Origin of the sequence: Desulfuromonas sp. KJ2020 (genome assembly GCF_024197615.1) — a bacterium.
GTDB lineage: Bacteria > Desulfobacterota > Desulfuromonadia > Desulfuromonadales > SZUA-540 > SZUA-540.
Genome location: NZ_JAKUKE010000001.1, coordinates 124,449 through 144,452, shown reverse-complemented (window position 1 = coordinate 144,452; position 20,004 = coordinate 124,449). Strand labels below are relative to the sequence as shown.

18 protein-coding genes and 1 tRNA gene are annotated in these 20,004 nt (G+C 58.2%); 7 read left to right on the top strand and 12 right to left on the bottom strand.

Annotated features, from left to right (window positions below; translation table 11 throughout):
• Positions 1–38: 38 nt before the first annotated feature.
• The 3 genes from MJO47_RS00690 (at position 39) to MJO47_RS15565 (ending at position 2,268) form a co-directional block, all read left to right on the top strand.
• Positions 39–755, top strand: coding sequence for an FKBP-type peptidyl-prolyl cis-trans isomerase (locus MJO47_RS00690; protein ID WP_253959196.1), 717 nt, complete (start codon positions 39–41; stop codon positions 753–755).
• A 139-nt stretch (positions 756–894) separates the two neighbouring features.
• Positions 895–1,323 carry a peptidylprolyl isomerase gene (locus tag MJO47_RS00685; RefSeq protein ID WP_253959195.1) on the top strand — a complete coding sequence of 143 codons (429 nt, stop codon included), beginning with the start codon at positions 895–897 and terminating at the stop codon, positions 1,321–1,323.
• A 258-nt stretch (positions 1,324–1,581) separates the two neighbouring features.
• Positions 1,582–2,268 (top strand): PilZ domain-containing protein, encoded by a 687-nt coding sequence (locus tag MJO47_RS15565; protein WP_253959194.1) that lies wholly within the window; start codon positions 1,582–1,584, stop codon positions 2,266–2,268.
• A gap of 101 nt (positions 2,269–2,369) precedes the next feature.
• On the opposite strand, the gene MJO47_RS00675 is transcribed toward MJO47_RS15565, so the two are convergent.
• The 8 genes from MJO47_RS00675 to MJO47_RS00640 form a co-directional block, all read right to left on the bottom strand.
• On the bottom strand, positions 2,370–2,750 hold the full coding sequence (locus MJO47_RS00675) for a desulfoferrodoxin (protein ID WP_253959193.1): 381 nt from the start codon (positions 2,748–2,750) through the stop codon (positions 2,370–2,372).
• A 15-nt stretch (positions 2,751–2,765) separates the two neighbouring features.
• Entirely contained in the window at positions 2,766–3,341 is a 576-nt protein-coding gene (rbr, locus tag MJO47_RS00670; RefSeq protein WP_253959192.1) for a rubrerythrin, read from the bottom strand.
• Between the two features lie 134 nt (positions 3,342–3,475).
• A complete protein-coding gene (locus MJO47_RS00665; protein ID WP_253959191.1) occupies positions 3,476–3,847 on the bottom strand; it encodes a PilZ domain-containing protein in 372 nt (123 codons plus the stop codon).
• Positions 3,848–4,005: 158 nt separating this feature from the next.
• The gene (locus tag MJO47_RS00660; RefSeq protein ID WP_253959190.1) at positions 4,006–4,632 is read right to left on the bottom strand and encodes a PEP-CTERM sorting domain-containing protein; all 627 of its coding nucleotides are present in this window, start codon (positions 4,630–4,632) and stop codon (positions 4,006–4,008) included.
• Between the two features lie 264 nt (positions 4,633–4,896).
• Positions 4,897–5,817 (bottom strand): MBL fold metallo-hydrolase, encoded by a 921-nt coding sequence (locus tag MJO47_RS00655; RefSeq protein WP_253959189.1) that lies wholly within the window; start codon positions 5,815–5,817, stop codon positions 4,897–4,899.
• Positions 5,818–5,907: 90 nt separating this feature from the next.
• Positions 5,908–5,983: transfer RNA gene (locus MJO47_RS00650), tRNA-Thr, on the bottom strand.
• 92 nt (positions 5,984–6,075) lie between these two features.
• Positions 6,076–7,386, bottom strand: coding sequence for a DUF3422 family protein (locus MJO47_RS00645; protein ID WP_253959188.1), 1,311 nt, complete (start codon positions 7,384–7,386; stop codon positions 6,076–6,078).
• A 161-nt stretch (positions 7,387–7,547) separates the two neighbouring features.
• Entirely contained in the window at positions 7,548–7,748 is a 201-nt protein-coding gene (locus MJO47_RS00640; RefSeq protein ID WP_155877027.1) for a cold-shock protein, read from the bottom strand.
• 380 nt (positions 7,749–8,128) lie between these two features.
• Between MJO47_RS00640 and MJO47_RS00635 the strand changes: the two genes are divergently transcribed.
• Positions 8,129–9,010, top strand: a complete 882-nt coding sequence (locus MJO47_RS00635; RefSeq protein WP_253959187.1) for an ATP-binding protein — start codon at positions 8,129–8,131, stop codon at positions 9,008–9,010.
• 108 nt (positions 9,011–9,118) lie between these two features.
• On the opposite strand, the gene MJO47_RS00630 is transcribed toward MJO47_RS00635, so the two are convergent.
• The 4 genes from MJO47_RS00630 to purB all read right to left on the bottom strand — a co-directional run bounded on the left by MJO47_RS00630 (position 9,119) and on the right by purB (position 16,417).
• Positions 9,119–10,543 carry a radical SAM protein gene (locus MJO47_RS00630; protein WP_253959186.1) on the bottom strand — a complete coding sequence of 475 codons (1,425 nt, stop codon included), beginning with the start codon at positions 10,541–10,543 and terminating at the stop codon, positions 9,119–9,121.
• Between the two features lie 165 nt (positions 10,544–10,708).
• Complete coding sequence (locus MJO47_RS00625; RefSeq protein WP_253959185.1) at positions 10,709–12,115, bottom strand: DUF3999 domain-containing protein; 1,407 nt, start codon at positions 12,113–12,115, stop codon at positions 10,709–10,711.
• On the bottom strand, positions 12,112–14,823 hold the full coding sequence (locus tag MJO47_RS00620; RefSeq protein ID WP_253959184.1) for a DUF2339 domain-containing protein: 2,712 nt from the start codon (positions 14,821–14,823) through the stop codon (positions 12,112–12,114). The genes MJO47_RS00625 and MJO47_RS00620 overlap by 4 nt, the downstream gene beginning before the upstream one ends.
• Positions 14,824–15,061: 238 nt before the next feature.
• On the bottom strand, positions 15,062–16,417 hold the full coding sequence (purB, locus tag MJO47_RS00615; RefSeq protein WP_253959183.1) for an adenylosuccinate lyase: 1,356 nt from the start codon (positions 16,415–16,417) through the stop codon (positions 15,062–15,064).
• A gap of 259 nt (positions 16,418–16,676) precedes the next feature.
• Here purB and MJO47_RS15510 point away from each other — a divergent pair, with 259 nt between their 5' ends.
• The 3 genes from MJO47_RS15510 to MJO47_RS00595 all read left to right on the top strand — a co-directional run bounded on the left by MJO47_RS15510 (position 16,677) and on the right by MJO47_RS00595 (position 19,928).
• A complete protein-coding gene (locus tag MJO47_RS15510) occupies positions 16,677–17,426 on the top strand; it encodes an IclR family transcriptional regulator (protein WP_305882413.1) in 750 nt (249 codons plus the stop codon).
• A gap of 422 nt (positions 17,427–17,848) precedes the next feature.
• Positions 17,849–18,103 carry a DUF4212 domain-containing protein gene (locus tag MJO47_RS00600; RefSeq protein ID WP_253959182.1) on the top strand — a complete coding sequence of 85 codons (255 nt, stop codon included), beginning with the start codon at positions 17,849–17,851 and terminating at the stop codon, positions 18,101–18,103.
• Positions 18,104–18,116: 13 nt separating this feature from the next.
• Positions 18,117–19,928 carry a sodium:solute symporter family protein gene (locus tag MJO47_RS00595; protein WP_253959181.1) on the top strand — a complete coding sequence of 604 codons (1,812 nt, stop codon included), beginning with the start codon at positions 18,117–18,119 and terminating at the stop codon, positions 19,926–19,928.
• Positions 19,929–20,004 lie beyond the last annotated feature (76 nt).

Here is a 20,004-nt window from a genome sequence, read left to right as displayed (position 1 = left end):
TGTATCCGTCAACTCTTCGCAAGGTGAAAGGAAACGAAATGAAAAGGCATAGTTTCTCTCTCGTCGCCATCCTCAGCCTCCTCGTTCTGGCTACGGGATGTACGGCCCAGGAAAAAGCACCGGAAATCAAAGAACTCAAAGATCTCAAGGCCAAGGTCAGCTACAGCATTGGCCTCGATATCGGTCGTAATTTCAAGGCGCAGGGCGTTGAGGTCGATCCAGCCGTTCTTCTTAAAGGGATGCAGGACGCTCTCGCTGACGCTCAGCCTATGCTGACCGACGAGCAGATTCAGGAAACCATGACGGCTTTTCAACAGCAGATGATGGAAAAACAGCAGAAAATGATCGAGGAACTGTCTGAAAAGAACAAGACCGAAGGCCAGGCCTTTTTGGCTGAAAATGCCAAGAAAGAGGGCGTTGTCAGTCTTCCGAGCGGTTTGCAGTACAAAATCGTCACTGAAGGAGAAGGTGCTTCTCCCAAGGCTGAAGATACGGTTACCGTTCACTATCGCGGAACCCTCGTCGATGGCACCGAATTTGACAGCTCCTACGGCCGAGGTGAGCCGGCGACGTTCCCCGTCAATGGCGTGATCCCTGGCTGGACCGAGGCTCTGCAACTGATGAAAAAAGGCGCCAAGTACGAGTTGTATATCCCGGCCGAGTTGGCCTACGGGCAGCGCGGTGCCGGACCCGCCATCGGCCCTAACGCCACTCTGATTTTCGAGGTCGAACTGTTGGATATAGAGTCCAAGTAGTACAATACGGTTTAATGATGGCGGCCGCCAGGGCAACTCAGCTGCCCTGGCGGCCTTTTGTTTTGATGGATGAGCTACGACCATCCCAACCAAAGCCAAGAGAACCAAAAGAAAGCAGGTTCTCTGGAAAGGATTTTTTATGGCAGCAGCAAAAACTGGCGATACGATCAAAGTCCATTATGCCGGGCGTCTTGACGACGGCACAGCCTTTGACAGCTCTATAGGGGGAGAACCTCTTAGTCTGACCCTTGGCCAAGGCGATGTTATTCCCGGGTTTGATGAGGCTCTGGCCGGGATGGAGGTTGGCGAGAGCAAAACGGTCACCATCAGCGCCGAGCAGGCCTATGGACCGCGCATTGATGAACTCGTAATCGAACTGGCTCGCAAGGATCTGCCGGCAGATCTGGACTTGACTCTGGGGCGTCAATTGGAGGTTACCCAGGAAGAGGGCGAGTCATTTGTCGTTCAAGTCGCCGACCTGACCGATGAGACCGTTACCCTTGATGCGAATCACCCCCTGGCCGGCAAGGATCTGACCTTCGATATCGAACTGGTAGAAATTCTCTGATATTGTGCCTGTCTTTGAGGCCGATGTCGACAAGGCCCAGAAAAAAAAGACCGGAGATTTCTTCGGTCTTTTTTTTCTGAATTCTATGCTAGGCTTATTTCGGGTGACGTATCGGTGATGACAGGGTCGACGGCGTTTTTCTTGCATCAGGTCTTCGTGGTCGGCCAATATACCCCCAACTGGGAATATGAGCGCCGCACTGTTGACCAAAAGCCTTTGTCGATTATCAATCTTTGTCGCGATGTCGGGAGGAATGCTGTGGAACGGAAGAAAATTTTACTTGCCCAGGTGCCGGAAATCGTCACTGCGATGGAACATTCCTTTTTTCATCGGGCCGGGTTCGATTTTCTGTTGGCTTCCGATCGGGCTACGGCTATGTCTCTGGTGGAAGAGGAAGATCCTGTTCTGGTCATAGTTGAGGCCGACTCCGCTCTCCTCGACGGGGCCGAGCTCGGTCGGATGATCAAAAGCGACCCTTTTCTGCGCAATACCCACATCCTGCTGATTGTCAGCGGGCAAGAGCAGGTTCAGTCAGGGAGCGTCTGTGATGCGGTGATCGTCAAACCCTTCGAGGGGAAGGATCTGGTAGCGGTCGCCTGTGATGTGCTGGGTATCGTCGATCCAGCTGCCCCGCGCATGGATGTCGAGATTCCCATCCTGTGTGGACGCGACGCTTCGCATCTGCGACCGGGTTACACGTTAAATCTCAGTACGGGCGGTGTTTTTGTCGAGACGGCCGATTTGCTTCCCGTCGATACGGCGGTGCTTCTAGAGCTATCCCTGCCTGCCGCACGCCTGGTTTGTCGGGGGCGCGTTGCCTGGGTCAATCACCCGGAATGGATCAAGGCAAAGACCTTGCCGATTGGCATGGGTATCGAATTTACCGACATGGACGAAGAGGTGCGGTCCCGGCTCGCTGAACACCTCGACGCGCTTCCCGATTAAGGATGCCGTTTCGTTCTTCACAGCCAGCGAAATACACCATCAACAAAAAAGGCACCCTCGCCAGAAGGTGCCTTTTTTGTGTTTTCAGGCTCGTACGATAATCAGGCGTCCGCCTTCCAGTGCCCATGCAGGTTGCAGTATTCTCGGGCGGTGACTTTGCTGGCGGTGATGGCAAAGGTAGCCTCAGGCTTATCCCCGGGGTTCAAGAACTGGCGGTATACTTTGCCGTCGGCAATCAACTCGATCCATTCAATGTAATGCTTTTCTTCCATCGGATGCGCAACGCTGCCGACCTTCACGGTAATAGAGTCCTGACCCATTTCGATCACGGGGACGTGTTTTTCTTTGGCGGCGTCAACCGTATTTTCGGTCATAAGCTTCATGTTCTCCCCACAGCAGACCAGGTCGGCGCCACCACCATGTAATACTTCAACGATATTGCCGCATACTTCACACTTGTACACTTCCAATCTTTTGGGCATGTGCTCCTCCTTTAATCAGTAGTTTTCGCCAAGCAGCTCAAAGTGAGCCTGTGGGTGGGCGCAAGCCGAGCATTTATCGGGGGCTTCGGTGCCTTCGTGGAGATAGCCGCAGTTGCGGCAACGCCAGACCACGGTTTCAGATCGCTTAAAGACGCGACCGTTTTCAATGTTAGCGAGCAGGTCCAGATACCGTTTCTCGTGCTGTTTCTCGGCGACGGCGATGGCCATGAATACATCGGCGATCTCGTTAAAGCCTTCTTCTCTGGCCACCTTGGCGAAGTCGGGGTACATGGTAGTGTGCTCATAGTTTTCGCCGCCGGCCGCTTCCTGAAGGTTTTCCGCGGTGGTGCCGATCACGCCCGCTGGGAAGGCTGCCGTGATTTCGACTTCACCCCCCTCCAGCATTTTGAAAAGGCGCTTGGCGTGCTCCTTTTCCTGGTTGGCGGTCTCTTCGAAAATATCGGCTATCTGTACGAAACCTTCTTTTTTCGCCTGGGCGGAAAAGTAGGTGTAGCGATTGCGGGCCTGGCTTTCGCCGGCGAAGGCAGTCAGGATGTTCTTTTCAGTTTTGGTGCCTTTCAATGAAGCCATAACGTCTATCTCTCCTTTTGTTGTGATAGGTGATGCCGTTTTCGGGCAACGGGTAAAACTATAACACGATCAGTCATAAATGCAACCGGGGCCAAAATGAATCTGTCGGCAAAGATAGAGACCAAAGCCCCCACTCAGTGAGCGACCTCGTTTTTTCGCAGAAAAGCCATTTCCTGTTCGATCTTTTCCGCGTTTCCCGTATTCAGCTCAAGGAGCCGGCGCAGGTGACTCATCGTCTCCAGGCCCATTTCAACAAAGCGGAAGCCAATGGTTTCCTGGTGAAAGTGGATGGCTTCAGCTGAGAAATGCATTACGATGTCGCTGTTTAACAGGGGGATGTCCAGTTGGCAAATATCGTTGGGTTGTAGAGGTGGCAGGCGATCAAAGTGCAGAAGAGCCCCTTTTAGCGCGATATCCTGCAAGCTGCCTTGGTACGTCCGGTCTTTGTGGGTAAGGGAGAGGGTGGTCGCGAAGGGGATGCGTCCGAAACGGCGTGGCATGGTCATGGTCATATCTCCTCAATGAAAGGGGGACCATCTCAAGTATATAGAGAAAATGACCTGTTGCCAGTATTGCAAGGCACTTTTTGCTGGGGTTCCACGAAACAAGGGCCACCGCCGAGCGGTGACCCCTGTCGGGAGTGCATGAGTTGTGAACGGAAGAGTTATTTTCTCAGACGCCGGTACAGGGCCAGACCCAAAATGCCCGAGCCAAGCAGAAGCAGAGTGCCCGGTTCGGGGACGGGCGGCGGCGTCTCGCCGTCACGTACGTAGATGCTGCCGAATTCACCATAGCTAAAGCCAGCAATATGAGCGGCGAAATGGCCATTGCCGTTGCCGGCCGGATCGGCGGAAAGAAGAAAGAAGTTGGCCTCGGTAACGGCGTTCATGTAGTCGATATCAAAACTGAGGCTGGGGGTTCTTTTGCCAGGGTCGGTCAGTTCAAGGTCAAACACGCCGAAACCCGCGGTCTGCTTGATGAAGCTAACATTCCAGGTGTCTGGGTCAAGATTGAGAAACATGCCTTCAGTGAGGCTGAGATCGGTATTAAAGTAGAACTTATCCAAGCCGAAATTTTTCCCACTATTAAGATAGTCTCCCAATTCCGAGGCTAGGTTGACCTCGAAGTGAAAGATGCTGCTGTCGACAGCGTCAACGTAGCCTGATACGGTGGCATAGGTCATGACAGGCATGCCTGGCTCGTTGGGTGTGGTTAGGTCCACAACAAAAGCTAGCGCCGAACTCCCTGTCAGTATCATGGCTAGCAGGGTTGTCAGCAGTATTTTTCTCATGGCAGCCTCCTTTCGGCTCTTCTTACGCTAATCCTGTCATTTTGATGGTTTAATATGCAAACAAAATGCCTTTTGGTAAGTGTCTAAAATGGCATTGATAATTGACCGGCAAAAAAAAATAGGAGCGTTGTGTAAAGATAAGCGACGCTTCGGGTAGGGGGCGAAGGTGCTTTTGGGGGACGATTGAGGGGCGGCCTGTCAAAAAACGGAGTTCAGCCGGGCTTGATGTGTAAAAAAAATCGACGTTTGTGGCTCGTAAGGGACTCAGAAGGAAAGCAGCTGCTCTTGTTCCAGAGTCGACAGGTGATCGACGTAATCAATGATGCCTTTAAAGGTGTTACCGAGAAAGTAGCGCTCTCTAGCCTGTATATCGGTGGGGAGCTTTGACATGTTGCGAAATATGGGGTCGTGAGCCAGAAGCCAGTTCATCAGCCTCGCCTCGCGCACATCGGGCTCGGAATCGATCGTTTCGACTGCGCCTCTTACCCATAACTTCAGTTGGTGGCGGCCCATCTGCAGATATCGGGGAGCATCGTCAACCAATCCGTAGTGGGCAAAAACCATGCGTTTCGGGGCCAGAGCCAGCAGCCGGTCGATGGAGTCGAGCGCCACCTGCAGGATGAAACGAGGTGGAGTGGCCGGGCGCATGTAGATGCCCCCAGCAACTTCGTTGCGCACCCCGGCGACTTCGCCGGCAAAAAGCAGATCGTCCACCATGTAGCTGAGGTGATGCGCAGCATGTCCCGGCGTCTGGAGCACCCGGATGTCGCCGCCGACCAGTGTGTCGGCAAAATGGATTTTGTCTGCCGGGACGGCCCCTATCTCGCCGTAAGTTTCTGCTAACGGGCCGAGCACCTTGCGGGAGCCTTGCCAAAGTTTATCGGGTGAGACCAGGTGGGGAATGCCCTCGGGGTGGCAGATGACGCGGGCGTCGGGAAAAGCCTGAAGAAGGGCTCCGGTGCCGCCGGCATGGTCGATATGGATATGGGTCAGCAGTACGTAGTCCAAATGGTCGACGCCGTGATGGTCGAGTCTCTCGAGCAGGGTAGGGATGGTTGAAAGAGGGCCGGGGTCAACCAGCAGGCTGGTGCTGCCGTCCCGGTAGAGCCAGGCACTGATGAACTGGCGGAAGCCTTCCAGCTGGGGCTGGTCAAGGTCGATGCAGTGAAGGTGGCGCAGATTCATGTGATAAGCTCCGGCCGGTGCTGTCGAGAATCACAGCCAGGAACAAAACAGGCACCTGCCGTACTGCGACAAGTGCCTGTTTTTAATTCGTGGAGCCGCCCATCGGACTTGAACCGACGACCTACTGATTACGAATCAGTTGCTCTACCAGCTGAGCTAGGGCGGCGCAGCCATGAGGTTCATCTATTTAGCGCAAATCAGCTGGGTTGTCAATCAGTTTTGGGTCGCAGTTCCGTCCGTCCGTATTGGCGGCACGGGTCAATCTTCCTGTTGGGCCGGTTCTTTGATCAGGCGATGTTTGATGCGATGGGTCAGCCCCCAGACGGCGAGGAGGACGACGGGGACCAGAGCAGCCTGTACCGTGGATTTGGAAAAGCCCAAAGGCTCCAGGGGTAGGCCGCTGAGGAGGTAGCCGAGAAGTCCCACCAGATAGTAGCTGATCGCTACAACCGAAAGGCCTTCAACTGTTTCCTGCAGTCGGAACTGGAGGCGACTACGGCGGTTCATGGCGCCGAGCAAGCCTTTGTTCTGTTCCTGGAGGGTGAGGTTGACACGGGTGCGCAGCATGTCGCCTGCCCTCTCAATGCGGCGCGAGAGGTCTTCCATCCAGTTGCTGACCGATTCACACGTCCGCATCCCGGGATTCAGCCGCCGGCTCATGAATTCGGTCGCGGTCATGTGCCCCTCGATCTTGTGCTCCCGGATATTTCTCAACCGGGAGTGCACCAGCTCGTGATAGGCACGGGTGGCTGAGAAGCGATAATTCGTTTCAGCCCGAAAGGTTTCGAGGCGCGTAGACAGCAGAGACAGGTTTTGTAGCAGGGAGCGCTCATCAACGGCACTGTCGCTGGCCTGAACCCGGGCCAGCAGGTCTGCCAACGTGCGATCCATGTCATGAAGCTGAGTCGAAAGATGCTTGGCCAAAGGAATGGACAGCTGGGCCAGCAGGCGATAGGTTTCCAGTTCGATGATGCGCTGGACGAGGCGGCCGGTCTGCTGGTCTGAACTGCCGCGGTTCTGGACCAGGAAACGGCCGAAACCGTCACTGTGCAGCCGGAAGGCGGTGCAGAAAAAGGCTTTGCCTTCCCGCGGAGCGCTGATAATGAGTTTGTGGCCCTCGAAGTAGCGCGTCAAGTCTTCGGACTCGATCGATAATGGGCCGCCATCAACCACAACGTGAAAGGCGGCAAGAGCTTCGCCCGGCAGCGCTGCCAGCCAGTCCGGCGGGATCAGCCCGATAGCGGGTTGGCGAAAGGGCTCCGGTCCTGCCTGCTCGCTGCGCAGGAAGGTCAGGGCGTAGAATTCCATATGCCTTTCCCAGCGCAGCGTGAACGCGCCGAAGTCCTGCTGATACGACCCGGTATCGGGTGGCGGCGGATTGACCGTGTAGCGACCACAGAGTTCGCAAAGACGGTCAAAGGCGTCGTCCAGCTCGTGAGGTCTCGCCATGAAGGCCAGATGACTGATGATCTGCGGCGTGGCGATGACCTGGAAAGGACGGGCGTGGAGTTCGTTGTAGAGATCGTCTCTTTGGGGATAGATAGAAAAGGGCAGGGAAGCGGGGCGCATGGCAGGGAGTCCTCCAAATAGGATGCTAGAGGATAGCCCGCAGCGGGTAAGAGTGCAACCCTGTATACGGTAGAGACGACAGAAGAGGGAGACTGGGCGAAAAAAGAAAAAGCCTGTGGCGAACCACAGGCTTTTTCACATATTGATGCTGAAAGATCGGTTTAGATCTTCCGCACGTTGGCCGACTGAGGGCCTTTCTGACCTTGGGTGACGTCAAAAGTAACGCGGTCACCTTCGGCGAGAGACTTGAAGCCGTCGCCTTGAATTGCTGAGAAGTGAACGAATACATCGGGTCCGTTGTCCTGCTCGATGAAACCAAAACCCTTTGCGTCATTGAACCATTTTACAGTGCCTTGTGCCATTTTTTCTACTCCGTGTACCCCTTGGTGGGGACTTTGTGTTGTGCAAGCTCCGGTATCTGCTGAAAATAAAAAAACACAGAACCCAAGAAGGTCTGTGTCTTTTCTACCTGATCGACGCCATGTCAATCTATCGGGCAACAGAAAATAAACAAAGCTTGCTTGATTGCGGTGACCCTAGCATGAGCGAAATTTAAAAAGCAAGCATTTTTTTATTTTTTTCATCGCAAAGGATCTTTTGGCGGCGGCCGCTGTGATTTTCGGTTTGACAGGATCAAGGGCGTTGACGTATACACTCTGGCTTTGCGCCTGCATAAATACCCCTTGCCGGGGCGGTCTTCAGGTCGAGACCGCCGACCATCTTTTCAAGAGAGGAATTTGTCATGATGAATCTGAAGCCTGAGGTTGTGGCTCAACTCGAGCGAGTGCTCGGCTCTGTGGAAATGCTTCTGCCCAAAGCGGTCAAGCCCGTCGACTGGTCGGCCTGCTATGCGGCCAATTGGCGCCGCCACTCTTTTTCAGGTTATCTCGAACCGGTCAAGGTGACGGACAATACGACCCTCGGCGAGTTGCTTGGCGTTGAAGAGCAGAAACAGATCATGATCAATAACACTCGACAGTTTCTCGCTGGCCTTCCCGCCAACAACGCTCTTCTGTGGGGCTCTCGCGGGACGGGAAAATCCTCTCTGGTCAAGGCACTGCTCAACGAGTACGCGCCGAAGGGGCTGCGGGTTATCCAGGTGGAGAAGGAGGATCTCATCTACCTGTCCGAGATATTTTCCGCTGTTGAGAACGAGCCCTATCGATTCATCCTCTTGTGCGACGACCTGACTTTTGAGGTGGGGGAACTCAGCTACAAAATGCTCAAGAGCGCCCTGGACGGCTCGGTCTACTCGGCTCCGGAAAATGTGCTCATCTACGTCACCTCCAACCGACGTCATCTGCTGCCCGAATATGAGGGGGATCATCTTGGCGGCAAGTATGTCAAAGGCGAGTTGCAGCAGAGCGAGGCCATGGAGGAAAAGGTCTCGCTTTCCGACCGCTTCGGTCTGTGGGTGGCCTTTCATGTCTTCTCACAGGACCGGTATCTCGACGCCGTGCGCCTGTGCATCGAGCGCGAGGCGCGCAAGCGGCAGGTGGAAATTCCCTGGACTCGCGAAGTGCAGCAGGAGGCCATCCAGTGGTCCCATGACAAAAGCAAGCGCTGCGGCCGCACGGCCTTTCAGTTCTCCAAGAACTACGTGGGACGATATCTCCTTAAATAAAAGAAGGTTCCCGGTAACAATTTCTACAGTTCAACGAATGGCCAGCGGTTTCACACTGCTGGCCATTCGCCGTTCAAGGGAAAATAAATTGTGACCAAGGCCTGCCGGTCAGAAATACTCCTGTAACCCCCTGGGGGTCCATTCAAAACGGGCCAGATCTTCAAAGGGGTTCTCTAACTCGAAGGAAGGAGCGGAAAGGGGGGGCGAGGACAGAAACGTGTGGGCGAAACGGCCGATCTCTTCGTCCTGAAGTTCGAAATCCGCCGCGACTTTGGTTCTTTCGACGATGACTTGCTTCCTGTCGCCAAGTTTGACGGCCACAAAAGGATTCCGATAGCTGACGGCTGGCAGCTGCCTGGCCGTTGCGTAGCCGATCAGCAGGCGTAAGCCGGTAAAGTCGATCAAGGGCCAGAGGATAGGATGGATACTCAGGCGCTCACCGTTGTTGCTCAGGGACCAGTGCTCGCGGGCAGCGTTTAAGGCCTCGAGTTGAGCGCGCTGGCGGGCAATAGCCTTGGTGGAGCCGATCAGGGTCAGGGTGCGGATGTAGCCGTTTTCGGTAAGCTGCTCGTAGTCCTTGGCCAGGTAGGGCGCATTGCGGCGCCGGGAAGCGCGGTTCTGGTAGCGGTTCTTGTAGACGAAGGAGCAGTAGTTGACCGGCAGGGGGATGCCCCGCAGGCGGCCGTGCAGGATCAGCTCGAGCGCCGTCAGTTCCGAGTCGAGCACGGTGACCTTGTCGCCGTGCAGATAGGTGTAGCCACGGGGGGCGAGGCGCTCGAAGTTGTAGGGGGTCAGGCGCAGCTGGTGCAGGTTGAGGTAATTCACCCCGGCTTCGGCCATCTCGACCATCTTCGCCTGCAGCAGTTCCTTTTCTTCAGCGATGGCGGGGATCTCGACGGTCACGGTGGAGATGTGGCCGACGGCGAGGCGCAGCTTGTCGAGCCGGTAGCCGGTGGCGCCGATATCAAAGCGGATCTCGTCGAGGCCGGCATCGCGCAGTCTCTTCATCAGGTCGGGGGTCGCCAGGGTGCCGTTGGTGTAGAGCCAGACGTGCATGTCGGCGCCGAAGCGTTTTTTGATCGCCTCGATAAAAGCCAGGGTGCGGTTGGGGGTGAGCAGGGGCTCGCCCCCGCTCATGCTGGCGCCGCGGAAGCCGAAACGCTCCAGGTAGGTGACGTAGTCGACCGGGGTGCGAAAATCCACCGTGTTGGTGGTCGGCAGACCGATGTCGTCCTGCGAGGCGGGGCAATAGAAGCAGTCGCAGTTGCAGCGGCCGTTGACGAACAGGCAGGACCAGCTCCCCTCGGCGCAGAGCCGGCACCCCGGCGAAAGGTCGCTGCAGTCAAGCTTGGTGCCGCCGCAGCCGACCAGGGCCTTGCCCGCCAGGGCATCGAGCAGCTCGCGGCGGCGGGCCGAGGACTGCTCGGCCTGCTGCGGGCCGAGAAAGGCGAGGCGGTCGTAGCGCTCGCCGTATTCGCTGCGGTTGGCCTCGACGAGCCGGGCTTTGCCTTCGGACGATATCCCTGTGATCATGCGGCCTCCGCGCCACGAAAAGCACCCCCTCCGGTAACGGTGAAGAGGGTGAAAACGCGCGGAATATAGATGATTTTTCGCCAGGAACAAAGAGATATTTTCGCGGCGGCACAGCGAAGAATTTTAGCTTGTCATTTCAATAGGTTGTCGAGGCGCATTTTCCCGTCACACGCCCGGTTCGCCTCCCTCGGGCGTGTGCATTTGCCGGTGCAGCGAGGCCGCGAGGACGCCGATCAGCAGCACGCCGGCGCCGAGAATCCCCCAGAGAAGATATTTCTTCCAGGGGATGGGCAGAGGGCCCGGCAGCCGCCTCTCGTCGCCCCCCAGCACGTATTGCTCGCCGGCGATCGCCACCGCAGGGGGCATCCCCGAGGTCTGTCCGTTGCCCTTAGCACGCAGGAACGCTTCGACCGGCGTGCTGGACGCAAGCACCTGGCCGCTGCCGTAGGCGAGACGGAAGGGGGCTTCGCCCTGAGCGAGAAAGACCAGGGTATCGGGCTGCCAGCCGAATTCCAGCACCGGGGCGGGGTGACTGGTCTCGCCGTCCTGCTTGAAGGTCAGGATCCAGAGGCGGTCCCGCGTCGGGGGGAGGGTGATGGCGTCGTTGCGCAGCTCCTGGCCGCGGATATTCAGGGTGTAAACCAGTCCCCGCCATCGTTCACTCCGGGGATGTTCATGGCTGGCGGCCGAAAAGAGCCGCGCCTGCGCCAGGGGGTTGTTGCCGGGCAGGCGAATGCGCACCGAGTCGACGGGGACGGCGCCGCCCAGATCTACCCGGTAGCTCCCGGGCTGGCCGGCGATGGGCATGGCTTCCCGCTCGAAGCTCTGGCGGGGGGGCTGCCCCACCGGGATGTCAATACGGGTGATCACGGCGACGGACGCCAGGGCGAGGGCCTCCTGGCCGGCCGGCCAGCGCAGGCGCAGGAAGGTCACCCGGGTGCGCGGCAGGGAGATCTTCTGTTGCTCGAGGTGATGTCCCTGCCAGGTCAGGCTGGCCACGGCCGAGGTGGTCAGAGGGCGCCAGCGTTTGAGGTCGTCGCTCGCCTCGAGAATCACCTGACCCAGAAAGTTCGCATCGGTCTGCTGCCAGCTCAGCTGCAGCCCATCAATACTGTCATCCAGGGCGCTTGCGTCGATCAGGTAGGCGGCGACCGGGGTGTCGGCGGAGGGTGGGGGCGAATCGCTGGTGCGCACATCGACGATGGTTTCTTCGGCCGAGCGCTCAACCCGCAGGGAGAGATCGTGGCCGAAGGACTCCGGCTCTCCCCGCAGGGGAAAGAAGGGGAGCTCGGTAGTGAGCGTCTCTTCGCGCTGCCGGGTGCGGGAAGACTGGCGCAGAGTGTGAGGCACCACCTGGTCATCGGCGTTGAAAACCCGCAGATCGCCCAGGTCGTCGCGAGTGACCCCCTGGTAGACGTCGAGGGGGAGTGTCACTTCGACCAGGGCGTTGTCTTCCGTCATTTCCAGGGGCAGGCCGTAGGCGAATGCCTCTGGCCGCGGGGCCGCTGCGGCTGGGCCGGAAGCGCCGGCCAGGACCAGGGTAAGGGTCAGGGTGGCGAATAGCGTTTTCATGAAGTCTCCGAGCCTTCCCGGGAACGCAGGGGCAGAGGTGCCAGGTAGCCGATGACCAGACAGATCACCCCGACGCCGATGAAGGAGACGATGCGTTCGACTGTGCTGGTGTTGGCGAGGTCGACTGCAAAGAGTTTGAGGATGACGACGGCGACCAGGCCGGCCCCTACCAGCCACAGCACGCGTACCTGCCGTCGCGAGGCCCAGAGCATGATCATCAGGGCCGACAGGGTCCAGAAGATGGAGAGGGAGGTCTGCACCAGGTCGGAGTCAGCCATCGCTTGAGAAGAGAAGCGCACCCCTCCCCAGTGGTGCAGGGTGCGGATGAGCACGGCGTTGAGCCAGAAGAAGATCGTGCCGCCGAACAGGGCCAACCGGGGAACGCGCTCGAGACCAAAGGGCCGCTCCCCCAGATGGCGGGTGAGCGTGGTGCTCCAGAACCCCATCGCCAATAAGACAAAAGCCTGGGTCAGGTCGAGGGGGTTGATCAGGGGGAGATACGGCAGTGGCCTCGCCCCACCCGCATTGATGAGATTAATCTGGATCGAGCCCACCCACAGAGCGAAGACCACCGGAGTCAGGCCGTAGACCAGGTAGGTCCGCCGGTAATCCGTGAGAGGCCACAGAGGGGAATTCCAGCGGCGGCTGAGGACAAGGACGAACAGTCCCGGTACCAGGGCACCGGTGACCAGCGGCCAGATATTGCTGCCGTGGACCAGGTGGTTGGTCCACCAGGCCGCCTCCCAGGTCACCAGGCCGATGAGCAGCAGCAGCGTCCCCAGGTGCAGGATACTGAGGTAGTGGGCAAGGCTGCTCTGCCGGTCGCGGTGGAGCAGGGCATAGAGGACGCCGAAGGCCAGAGGCCAGGCGATCACGCCGCCGTGGGTGAAGGGGTGGCCGTTCACGGTCCAGAACGCCTGGATGAAGGAGAGGATCATCGCCGGCAGCAGCGCCTTGTAGACGTGCTTCATATCCTCCCATTGCTGCTTTTCGCCGATAAAAAAGGCGAGGGCGGCGGAGAGGGCGAAGAAAACCAGGCGGGTTGCCGGCCGGTACGGGAAGTGGATAAAGGTGTCGATTTCCTGCAGGCCGCCGCCGAACCACCACAGCAGCGCCCAGACCAGGGCGAGGGCGCTTTCCAGGCGGACGGTGGGGACGCTGTCGCGGTAACGGTAGAGCGTCCCGGCACTGAAGAAGCCGGCGAAAGCCACGGCCAGGCAGCCAAGAAAGGCGCTGTTGACCAGAGGGAAATCCGGCGTCGGCGCGGCGGCGGTCAGGAAGGCGAAACCGGCCAGAGGCTGAAGGGCGAGGCCGAAGGCGCGGGGCATCCAGCGCCCCTTGCGGAGGGCGAGCCAGACAATGGCCGCTCCTTCAAGGGCCCAGGCGGCAGAGGTCCAGCGGCCGTCGAGGGCCAGGGGAATGGCGATGGTGCCGAGCACCACGCCCGTCGCCATGAAAGCCTCCACCAGGGTGCGCATGGCGGGACCGCTGCGGCGGAATAGCGCCCAGGCGGTGCCGGTATAGAGCAGACCCGCCGCCAGGGCCGTCCAGGCCAGGCCGTATTCGTAGGGCCTCACCAGCGCGGCCTGCAGGCCGAAGCAGACGATGGGGGTGCCGAATACCAGAGTGCCGTCGACGTAGCCCTTGAAATCGAAGGGCTGGTTGCGGGCGAAGAGAATTCCCAGGGCGAAGTAGAAGAGGAAGAAGAGGATGAGGAAAGGCTCGGTGGTGGAGAACAGCTCGGGACGGTAGTTGCCGTGTCCCCACAGGGCGCCGATGGCAAAGGTGAAGATAAAGCCGAGCAGGTTGAGTTCTCGCCAGGAGCGGTGCCAGGCTGTGTAGAAGATGCCGGCGTTGAGCAGGGCGTAATAGCTGAAGAGCATGATGTGGCTCCCGCCGCCGGTCGAGGTCAGGATCGGCGCCAGAAAGCCGCCGAGGATACCGATGACGGCGAGGCTGCGGGCGTCCTGCACGATGGCGAGGGTAGCCGAAAAGATCGACAGAGTGACGAGCAGGGGCAGGACCAGTCCCGCCGGCAGCAGGTGGTAGAGGCGCATCGCCGCGAAGATGGTCAGGTAGAGGATGCCGACCGCGGCCCCCTGGACGATCAGGGCGTAGGCCGGTTTCCTTGCCCGCAGACGCCAGCCGAACAGCAGCAGGGCGATGGCGCCCAGACCGACCCCCAACAGACGGATTTCGATGGGAATGATATTGCGCTCGGCCGAGTATTTCAGCAAAAAGGCGACGCCGAAGAACAGCACCACCACCCCGGCCCGTACCACCACGTTGCCACCGGTAAAGTAGGAGACCAGGATGTTCCACAGCTCGATCTGGGGCGCCGGTTTCTGCGCAGGCTTCGGGCTGGGGCGGGGCGCCGCCGGGCGGGGTGGGGGTGGTGTCGGCCTGGCCACTGTCGAAGGGGGCGCCGGCAGCGGTTCACTCTCGAACAGAAACTCCTCGCTGGGGGCAGTCGCCTCACCCGGCGCCTCGGCGCGGCGGGGTTCAGTGGCCCGTTTGTCTTCCTCTGGCGATTGCAGAGCCTCGTTCAGGCGATATTCCAGGTCGCTCAGGCGGGCCTGCAGGTACTGCAGGCGCATCCACAACCAGACCAGAAGACCGCCGATGAGGGCGCCTAGTAGAAAGCGGTGGTGGGAACTGTAGAGGAAGGCGCCCGCAAGCACGCCAATCAGGGTGACAATGATCTTCATGGTGTCTCCGCAGATGAAGGTTGTGTTCGAAGTGATAGCCGGTTCGCCACGAGCATTGCAAAATTGTCACCAAGCCGGACCACTCCCTTCATGTCCCGCAAAAACAAGAGATTAGCCTGTCCTTAGACGTTTTGCTCCTGGACGGAGTCCGGTATTTGGCGGTCTGACGACGCATTTACGAGGCCACCATAAAAAAAGCCGACCCTGTGGGGCCGGCTTTTTTGCCAAAGGCTGCGTATCAGTCCAGCTTTTGGACCAGCGCCGCCGCCATGCCGGTGTAGCTGGCCGGGGTCATGACCAGCAGGCGCTGTTTGTCCTCCTCGGCCAGTTCCAGCCCCTCGACAAAAGCGCGGATGGTCTCGCGGTCGATCTGCTGGCCGCGGGTCAGTTCCTTGAGTTTCTCGTAGGGCTTCTCGATCCCCGCCTTGCGCATCACCGTCTGAATCGGTTCGGCCAGCACTTCCCAGGCGCGGTCAAGGTCGTCGGCGAGCTTGTGCTCGTTGAGCTTGAGCTTGCCCAGCCCTTTGAGGGTGGAGCGGTAGGCGATCATGCTGTAGCCGAAGCCGACCCCCATGTTGCGCAGCACGGTGGAGTCGGTCAGGTCCCGCTGCAGGCGGGAGATGGGCAGTTTCTGGGAAAGGTGGCAGAAGATGGCGTTGGCCAGACCGCAGTTCCCCTCGGAGTTCTCGAAATCGATGGGGTTGACCTTGTGGGGCATGGTCGAGGAGCCGATTTCGCCCTTCACCGTTTTCTGACCGAAGTAGGCCATGGAGATATAGGTCCAGATGTCGCGGTTGAGGTCGGTAAGGATGGTGTTCCAGCGGGTCAGCCCGTCGAAGAGTTCGGCCATGTAGTCGTGCGGCTCGATCTGGGTGGTGAAGAGGTTCTGCTTGAGCCCCAGCTCCTTCTCGATGACTCCTTTGGCCAGGGCTATCCAGTCCACTTGGGGATAGGCGCTGAGGTGGGCGTTGAAGTTGCCGACGGCGCCGTTGAGCTTGCCGAGAATCTCCACCGCGGCGATGTTGTCGCTCTGCTTCTGCAGGCGGGCGACGAAGACGGCCAGCTCCTTGCCAATGGTGGTGGGCGAGGCGGTCTGGCCGTGGGTGCGGGCCAGCATGGGGACGTCCTTGAATTCGACGGCCAGTTTGCGCAGGTGGGCGATGATCTGCTGCTGGAGCGGGCTGAGGGCGGCGAGGCCGTCCTTGAGCATCAGCGCGTGGGAGAGGTTGTTGATGTCTTCCGAGGTGCAGGCGAAGTGGAGGAATTCGGAGAGGTTCTCCAGAGAAGTCCCGGCGATTTTGTCCTTGAGATAGTACTCGACGGCCTTGACGTCATGGTTGGTGACGGCTTCGATGGCCTTGACCTTTTCCGCTTCAGCCGGGGTGAAGTCGGCGACGATACTGCGCAGAAAGGCCTCTTCGCTGGCGGTGACGGCTCGGCATTCGGGGATACCGGCTTCGGCGGCCAGGGCCAGAAGCCAGAGGACTTCGACCTTCACCCTGTTGTGCAGCAGGGCATATTCGGAAAAACACTCGGTCAGCTCGGTAACCTTGGATGCGTAACGCCCGTCGAGGGGGCTGATGGCCGTAATCATGACTGTCTCCTTTGGCGTGAAATTGCCCGGCAATATAGCCCAGTCCCGCCCGATCTGCAACCCCGCTTCTTGTTTCGATTGGACCCGAAGAGTTAAGCCCACATAAAAAAATAAAACAGTATTATAAAAAATGATTGCATTGATGGGATTGTTTTTCTATTATTTCGCAACCATTTAAAAATTAGGTATTTAAAAATCGATAAGCGTAGAACGTTGTAATAAATTTTCGCATATTTGGTGTAAAGCATGGGGGTTGGTGATGCGTGTCAGGGGGCGTGGCGAATACAGCGTGCAGTCTGTGGAGAATGCCTTGATGTTGCTTGAGGCGCTGGGCGAGCAGGATGACGAGGTGACTCTGTCTCAGTTGAGCGAGCGCCTGGGGATGAATAAGGCGAGTGTCTTTCGTTTGTTGGCGACCTTTGAGAATCGTGGGTATGTCGAGCGTCGCCAGGGGGCGGGAGGGTATGGTCTGGGTCCGCTGGCCTATGAGGTCGGCCAGAAACTCCTTTCTCGTATGGATCTGCTGCGGAAGTCAAAACCCGTCATGGAGGGACTGGCCCGCGAGTATCGGGAGGCGGTCTATCTGGTGGTGCGCCGAGGGGGGGAAGCGCTGTTTCTGGATGGCGTGGACAGTTCTCATCAGGTGAAGGTGGTTTCTCTGGTGGGGAAGCGGTTTCCTCTGGAGGTGTGCGCGGCGGGGCGGGTGTTGCAAGCTTTTGAGGGCGGCGGGCCCGGTGCGGTGGCGGGCTGCCTGGAGGCCGTTTTGTTGCCGGCTGAGGATGCGGCGATTCGAGAGTGTGGTGCCTGCGCCGATCTGCACGGTGTCGGGTTGGGCAGCGCCGCCCTGGCGGTGCCCTTGCTGGCTTCCGGTGGGCAGGCGGTTGGCGCGCTGACTGTGGTTGGGCCTGATTTCCGTCTCGATGCCGACGGGTTGTCGATGGGGTTGCTGGCCGCCCTGTGCGGGGCTGCGGAGGTGGTCAATTCGCGGATGGGATTTCCTTCCGGTTGAATTGTGAAGCATTGTCGCGAACTGTTTTAGGTGGTTAAGTGGCTAAATTGAAATACTTTTTTAAATTTTCACGGCATTTTCCGGGCGACTGTTTTCAAAAAATTCAAACAGAGTTTTAAATTTTTATTGACATGTGAAATTCTTTGGCGATAATTGGAACAAAAGTCAATGAAATAAGGTTTTGTTGAAAATAACAATGTTACTCGAAATTGGATGTTTTTGATTTGATAGAGCGGTTAAAGGTGGCTTTCAGTGTGGGGGTTCCGGTTCAATTAAACTGCTTTTTTAGTTAGGAGGTGCTCAGGCAAAATAGACGAAATGATTTTTGCCGTTAGAATGAACATTGGGTTTAGAAACGAAAGGGAAGGTTTCGCATGGTGAAATGGCGATGAGCCATTTTCCCCAACCAGGAGGAGGTTTTTATGGACAGAAGTGCACAAGCGTATTGGAAGGCGGTTCTAACACTGGTGGCTCAGATCCTGGCGGTCTGGTTTGTGGTGTCCTACGGGGCGGGCATCCTCTTCGCCGATGCCCTCAACAACATCAGTCTGGGTGGCTACCCGCTGGGCTTCTGGTTCGCTCAGCAGGGATCGATGTACATCTTCGTGGCTCTTATCTTCATCTATGCGTATCTGATGGGTAAGATCGACGAAAAATTTGACGTTCACGAGCAATAAGGGAGGAGCCTACATGAGTCTCGCAGCAATCACCTATCTTGTCGTTGGTCTCACTTTTGCTCTGTATATCGGTATCGCCCTTTGGGCCCGAGCTGGGAGCACCAGTGAATTCTATGTCGCCGGCGGCGGCGTTCACCCTGTCCTGAACGGTATGGCAACCGGTGCTGACTGGATGTCGGCCGCCTCGTTCATCTCCATGGCCGGTCTCATCGCCAACATGGGCTACGGCGGTTCGCTCTTTCTTATGGGCTGGACCGGCGGCTACGTTCTGCTGGCCATGCTGCTGGCCCCCTATCTGCGCAAGTTCGGTAAATTTACCGTACCGCAGTTCGTCGGGGATCGCTTCTATTCCAAGGGCGCGAGCTCGGTGGCGGTCATCTGTCTGCTGACAGCTTCGTTGACCTACATCATCGGTCAGATGACCGGCGTCGGTGTCGCCTTCTCCCGCTTCCTCGGCGTCTCCAACGCTACCGGTATCTACATCGGTATGGGCATCGTCTTCATGTATGCCGTTTTCGGCGGCATGAAGGGCATCACCTACACCCAGGTCGCCCAGTACTGCGTCCTGATTCTGGCTTACACCATTCCGGCCATCTTCATTTCCCTGCAGCTGACCGGCAACCCCATCCCCCAGTTGGGCCTTGGCTCCGACATGGTGGGCAGCAGCGTCAGCCTGCTCGAGAAACTCAACCTCATCGTGACCGATCTCGGCTTCGCCGAATACACGACTTCGGTGCCGGGCAGCAAGCTGAACATGTTCGTCTACACGGTCTCCCTGATGATCGGTACGGCTGGTCTGCCCCACGTTATCGTGCGCTTCTTCACAGTGCCTAAAGTTAAGGACGCTCGTTACTCGGCTGGTTGGGCCCTGGTCTTCATCGCTATCCTCTACACCACCGCTCCTGCCGTGGCCGCCATGGCCAAGATGAACCTGCACGCCACCGTCAACAAGGCTGTTCATTCCGGCGGCGACATGTATGCCACGGAAAACAGCATCGTGTACGATGAGCGTCCGGCCTGGATGCAGCGTTGGGAAGTTACCGGCCTGCTCAAATTCGACGACAAGAACGGCGACGGCCGCATCCAGTACTACAACGACAAGACCAAGAACCCCGAGGTTCTGGCCAAGGCCCAGGCGGCCGGCTGGCAGGGCAACGAGCTTTCGGTCAACGCCGATATCATGGTTCTGGCCAATCCTGAGATCGCCATGCTGCCCAACTGGGTCATCGCCCTGGTAGCGGCCGGTGGTCTGGCCGCCGCGCTCTCCACCGCGGCTGGTCTGCTCCTCGCCATCTCCTCGGCTATCTCCCATGACCTGCTCAAGGACATGTGGATGCCCAACATGAGTGAAAAGGGCGAACTGATGGCCGGTAAGATCGCCATGGCTTGCTCCATCATCGTGGCCGGCTATCTCGGCCTCAACCCGCCGGGCTTCGCCGCCGGTACCGTGGCTCTGGCTTTCGGTATCGCTGCCAGCTCCCTCTTCCCCTGTCTGATGATGGGTATCTTCAACAAGCGGATGAACAAGGAAGGCGCCATCGCCGGTATGGTCGCCGGTCTGCTGGTTACTCTCTTCTACGTCTTCGCTCACAAGGGGATCTTCTTCATCAAGGGCACGGACTATCTCGGCCTGATCGGCGGCGCCAACTCTTTCTTCGGCATCACCCCCGAGGCCTTCGGCGCCATCGGTGCCCTGATCAACTTCGGTGTGGCTTATGTGGTCAGCAAGATGACCGCCGCTCCTCCCGAGCACATCCAGCACCTGGTCGAAAGCGTCCGCGTACCTCGCGGCGCCAAGGCTGTGGATGGCAGCCACGGGCACTAGGATTTACCCAGTCAATGTGCAGAATGTCAGTTGGATTTTCTTACCCCGCCAGTGCGCTGGCGGGGTTTTTTTTCAG

What these genes read in the sequence shown, in the direction of transcription:
- MJO47_RS00690 (WP_253959196.1), top strand. Translation starts at nt 39, where the DNA reads ATGAAAAGGCATAGTTTCTCTCTCGTCGCCATCCTCAGCCTCCTCGTT.
- MJO47_RS00685 (WP_253959195.1), top strand. Translation starts at nt 895, where the DNA reads ATGGCAGCAGCAAAAACTGGCGATACGATCAAAGTCCATTATGCCGGG.
- MJO47_RS00675 (WP_253959193.1), bottom strand. Translation starts at nt 2,750, where the DNA reads ATGCCCAAAAGATTGGAAGTGTACAAGTGTGAAGTATGCGGCAATATC.
- rbr (WP_253959192.1), bottom strand. Translation starts at nt 3,341, where the DNA reads ATGGCTTCATTGAAAGGCACCAAAACTGAAAAGAACATCCTGACTGCC.
- MJO47_RS00665 (WP_253959191.1), bottom strand. Translation starts at nt 3,847, where the DNA reads ATGACCATGCCACGCCGTTTCGGACGCATCCCCTTCGCGACCACCCTC.
- MJO47_RS00660 (WP_253959190.1), bottom strand. Translation starts at nt 4,632, where the DNA reads ATGAGAAAAATACTGCTGACAACCCTGCTAGCCATGATACTGACAGGG.
- MJO47_RS00655 (WP_253959189.1), bottom strand. Translation starts at nt 5,817, where the DNA reads ATGAATCTGCGCCACCTTCACTGCATCGACCTTGACCAGCCCCAGCTG.
- MJO47_RS00645 (WP_253959188.1), bottom strand. Translation starts at nt 7,386, where the DNA reads ATGCGCCCCGCTTCCCTGCCCTTTTCTATCTATCCCCAAAGAGACGAT.
- MJO47_RS00640 (WP_155877027.1), bottom strand. Translation starts at nt 7,748, where the DNA reads ATGGCACAAGGCACTGTAAAATGGTTCAATGACGCAAAGGGTTTTGGT.
- MJO47_RS00635 (WP_253959187.1), top strand. Translation starts at nt 8,129, where the DNA reads ATGATGAATCTGAAGCCTGAGGTTGTGGCTCAACTCGAGCGAGTGCTC.
- MJO47_RS00630 (WP_253959186.1), bottom strand. Translation starts at nt 10,543, where the DNA reads ATGATCACAGGGATATCGTCCGAAGGCAAAGCCCGGCTCGTCGAGGCC.
- MJO47_RS00625 (WP_253959185.1), bottom strand. Translation starts at nt 12,115, where the DNA reads ATGAAAACGCTATTCGCCACCCTGACCCTTACCCTGGTCCTGGCCGGC.
- MJO47_RS00620 (WP_253959184.1), bottom strand. Translation starts at nt 14,823, where the DNA reads ATGAAGATCATTGTCACCCTGATTGGCGTGCTTGCGGGCGCCTTCCTC.
- purB (WP_253959183.1), bottom strand. Translation starts at nt 16,417, where the DNA reads ATGATTACGGCCATCAGCCCCCTCGACGGGCGTTACGCATCCAAGGTT.
- MJO47_RS15510 (WP_305882413.1), top strand. Translation starts at nt 16,677, where the DNA reads ATGCGTGTCAGGGGGCGTGGCGAATACAGCGTGCAGTCTGTGGAGAAT.
- MJO47_RS00600 (WP_253959182.1), top strand. Translation starts at nt 17,849, where the DNA reads ATGGACAGAAGTGCACAAGCGTATTGGAAGGCGGTTCTAACACTGGTG.
- MJO47_RS00595 (WP_253959181.1), top strand. Translation starts at nt 18,117, where the DNA reads ATGAGTCTCGCAGCAATCACCTATCTTGTCGTTGGTCTCACTTTTGCT.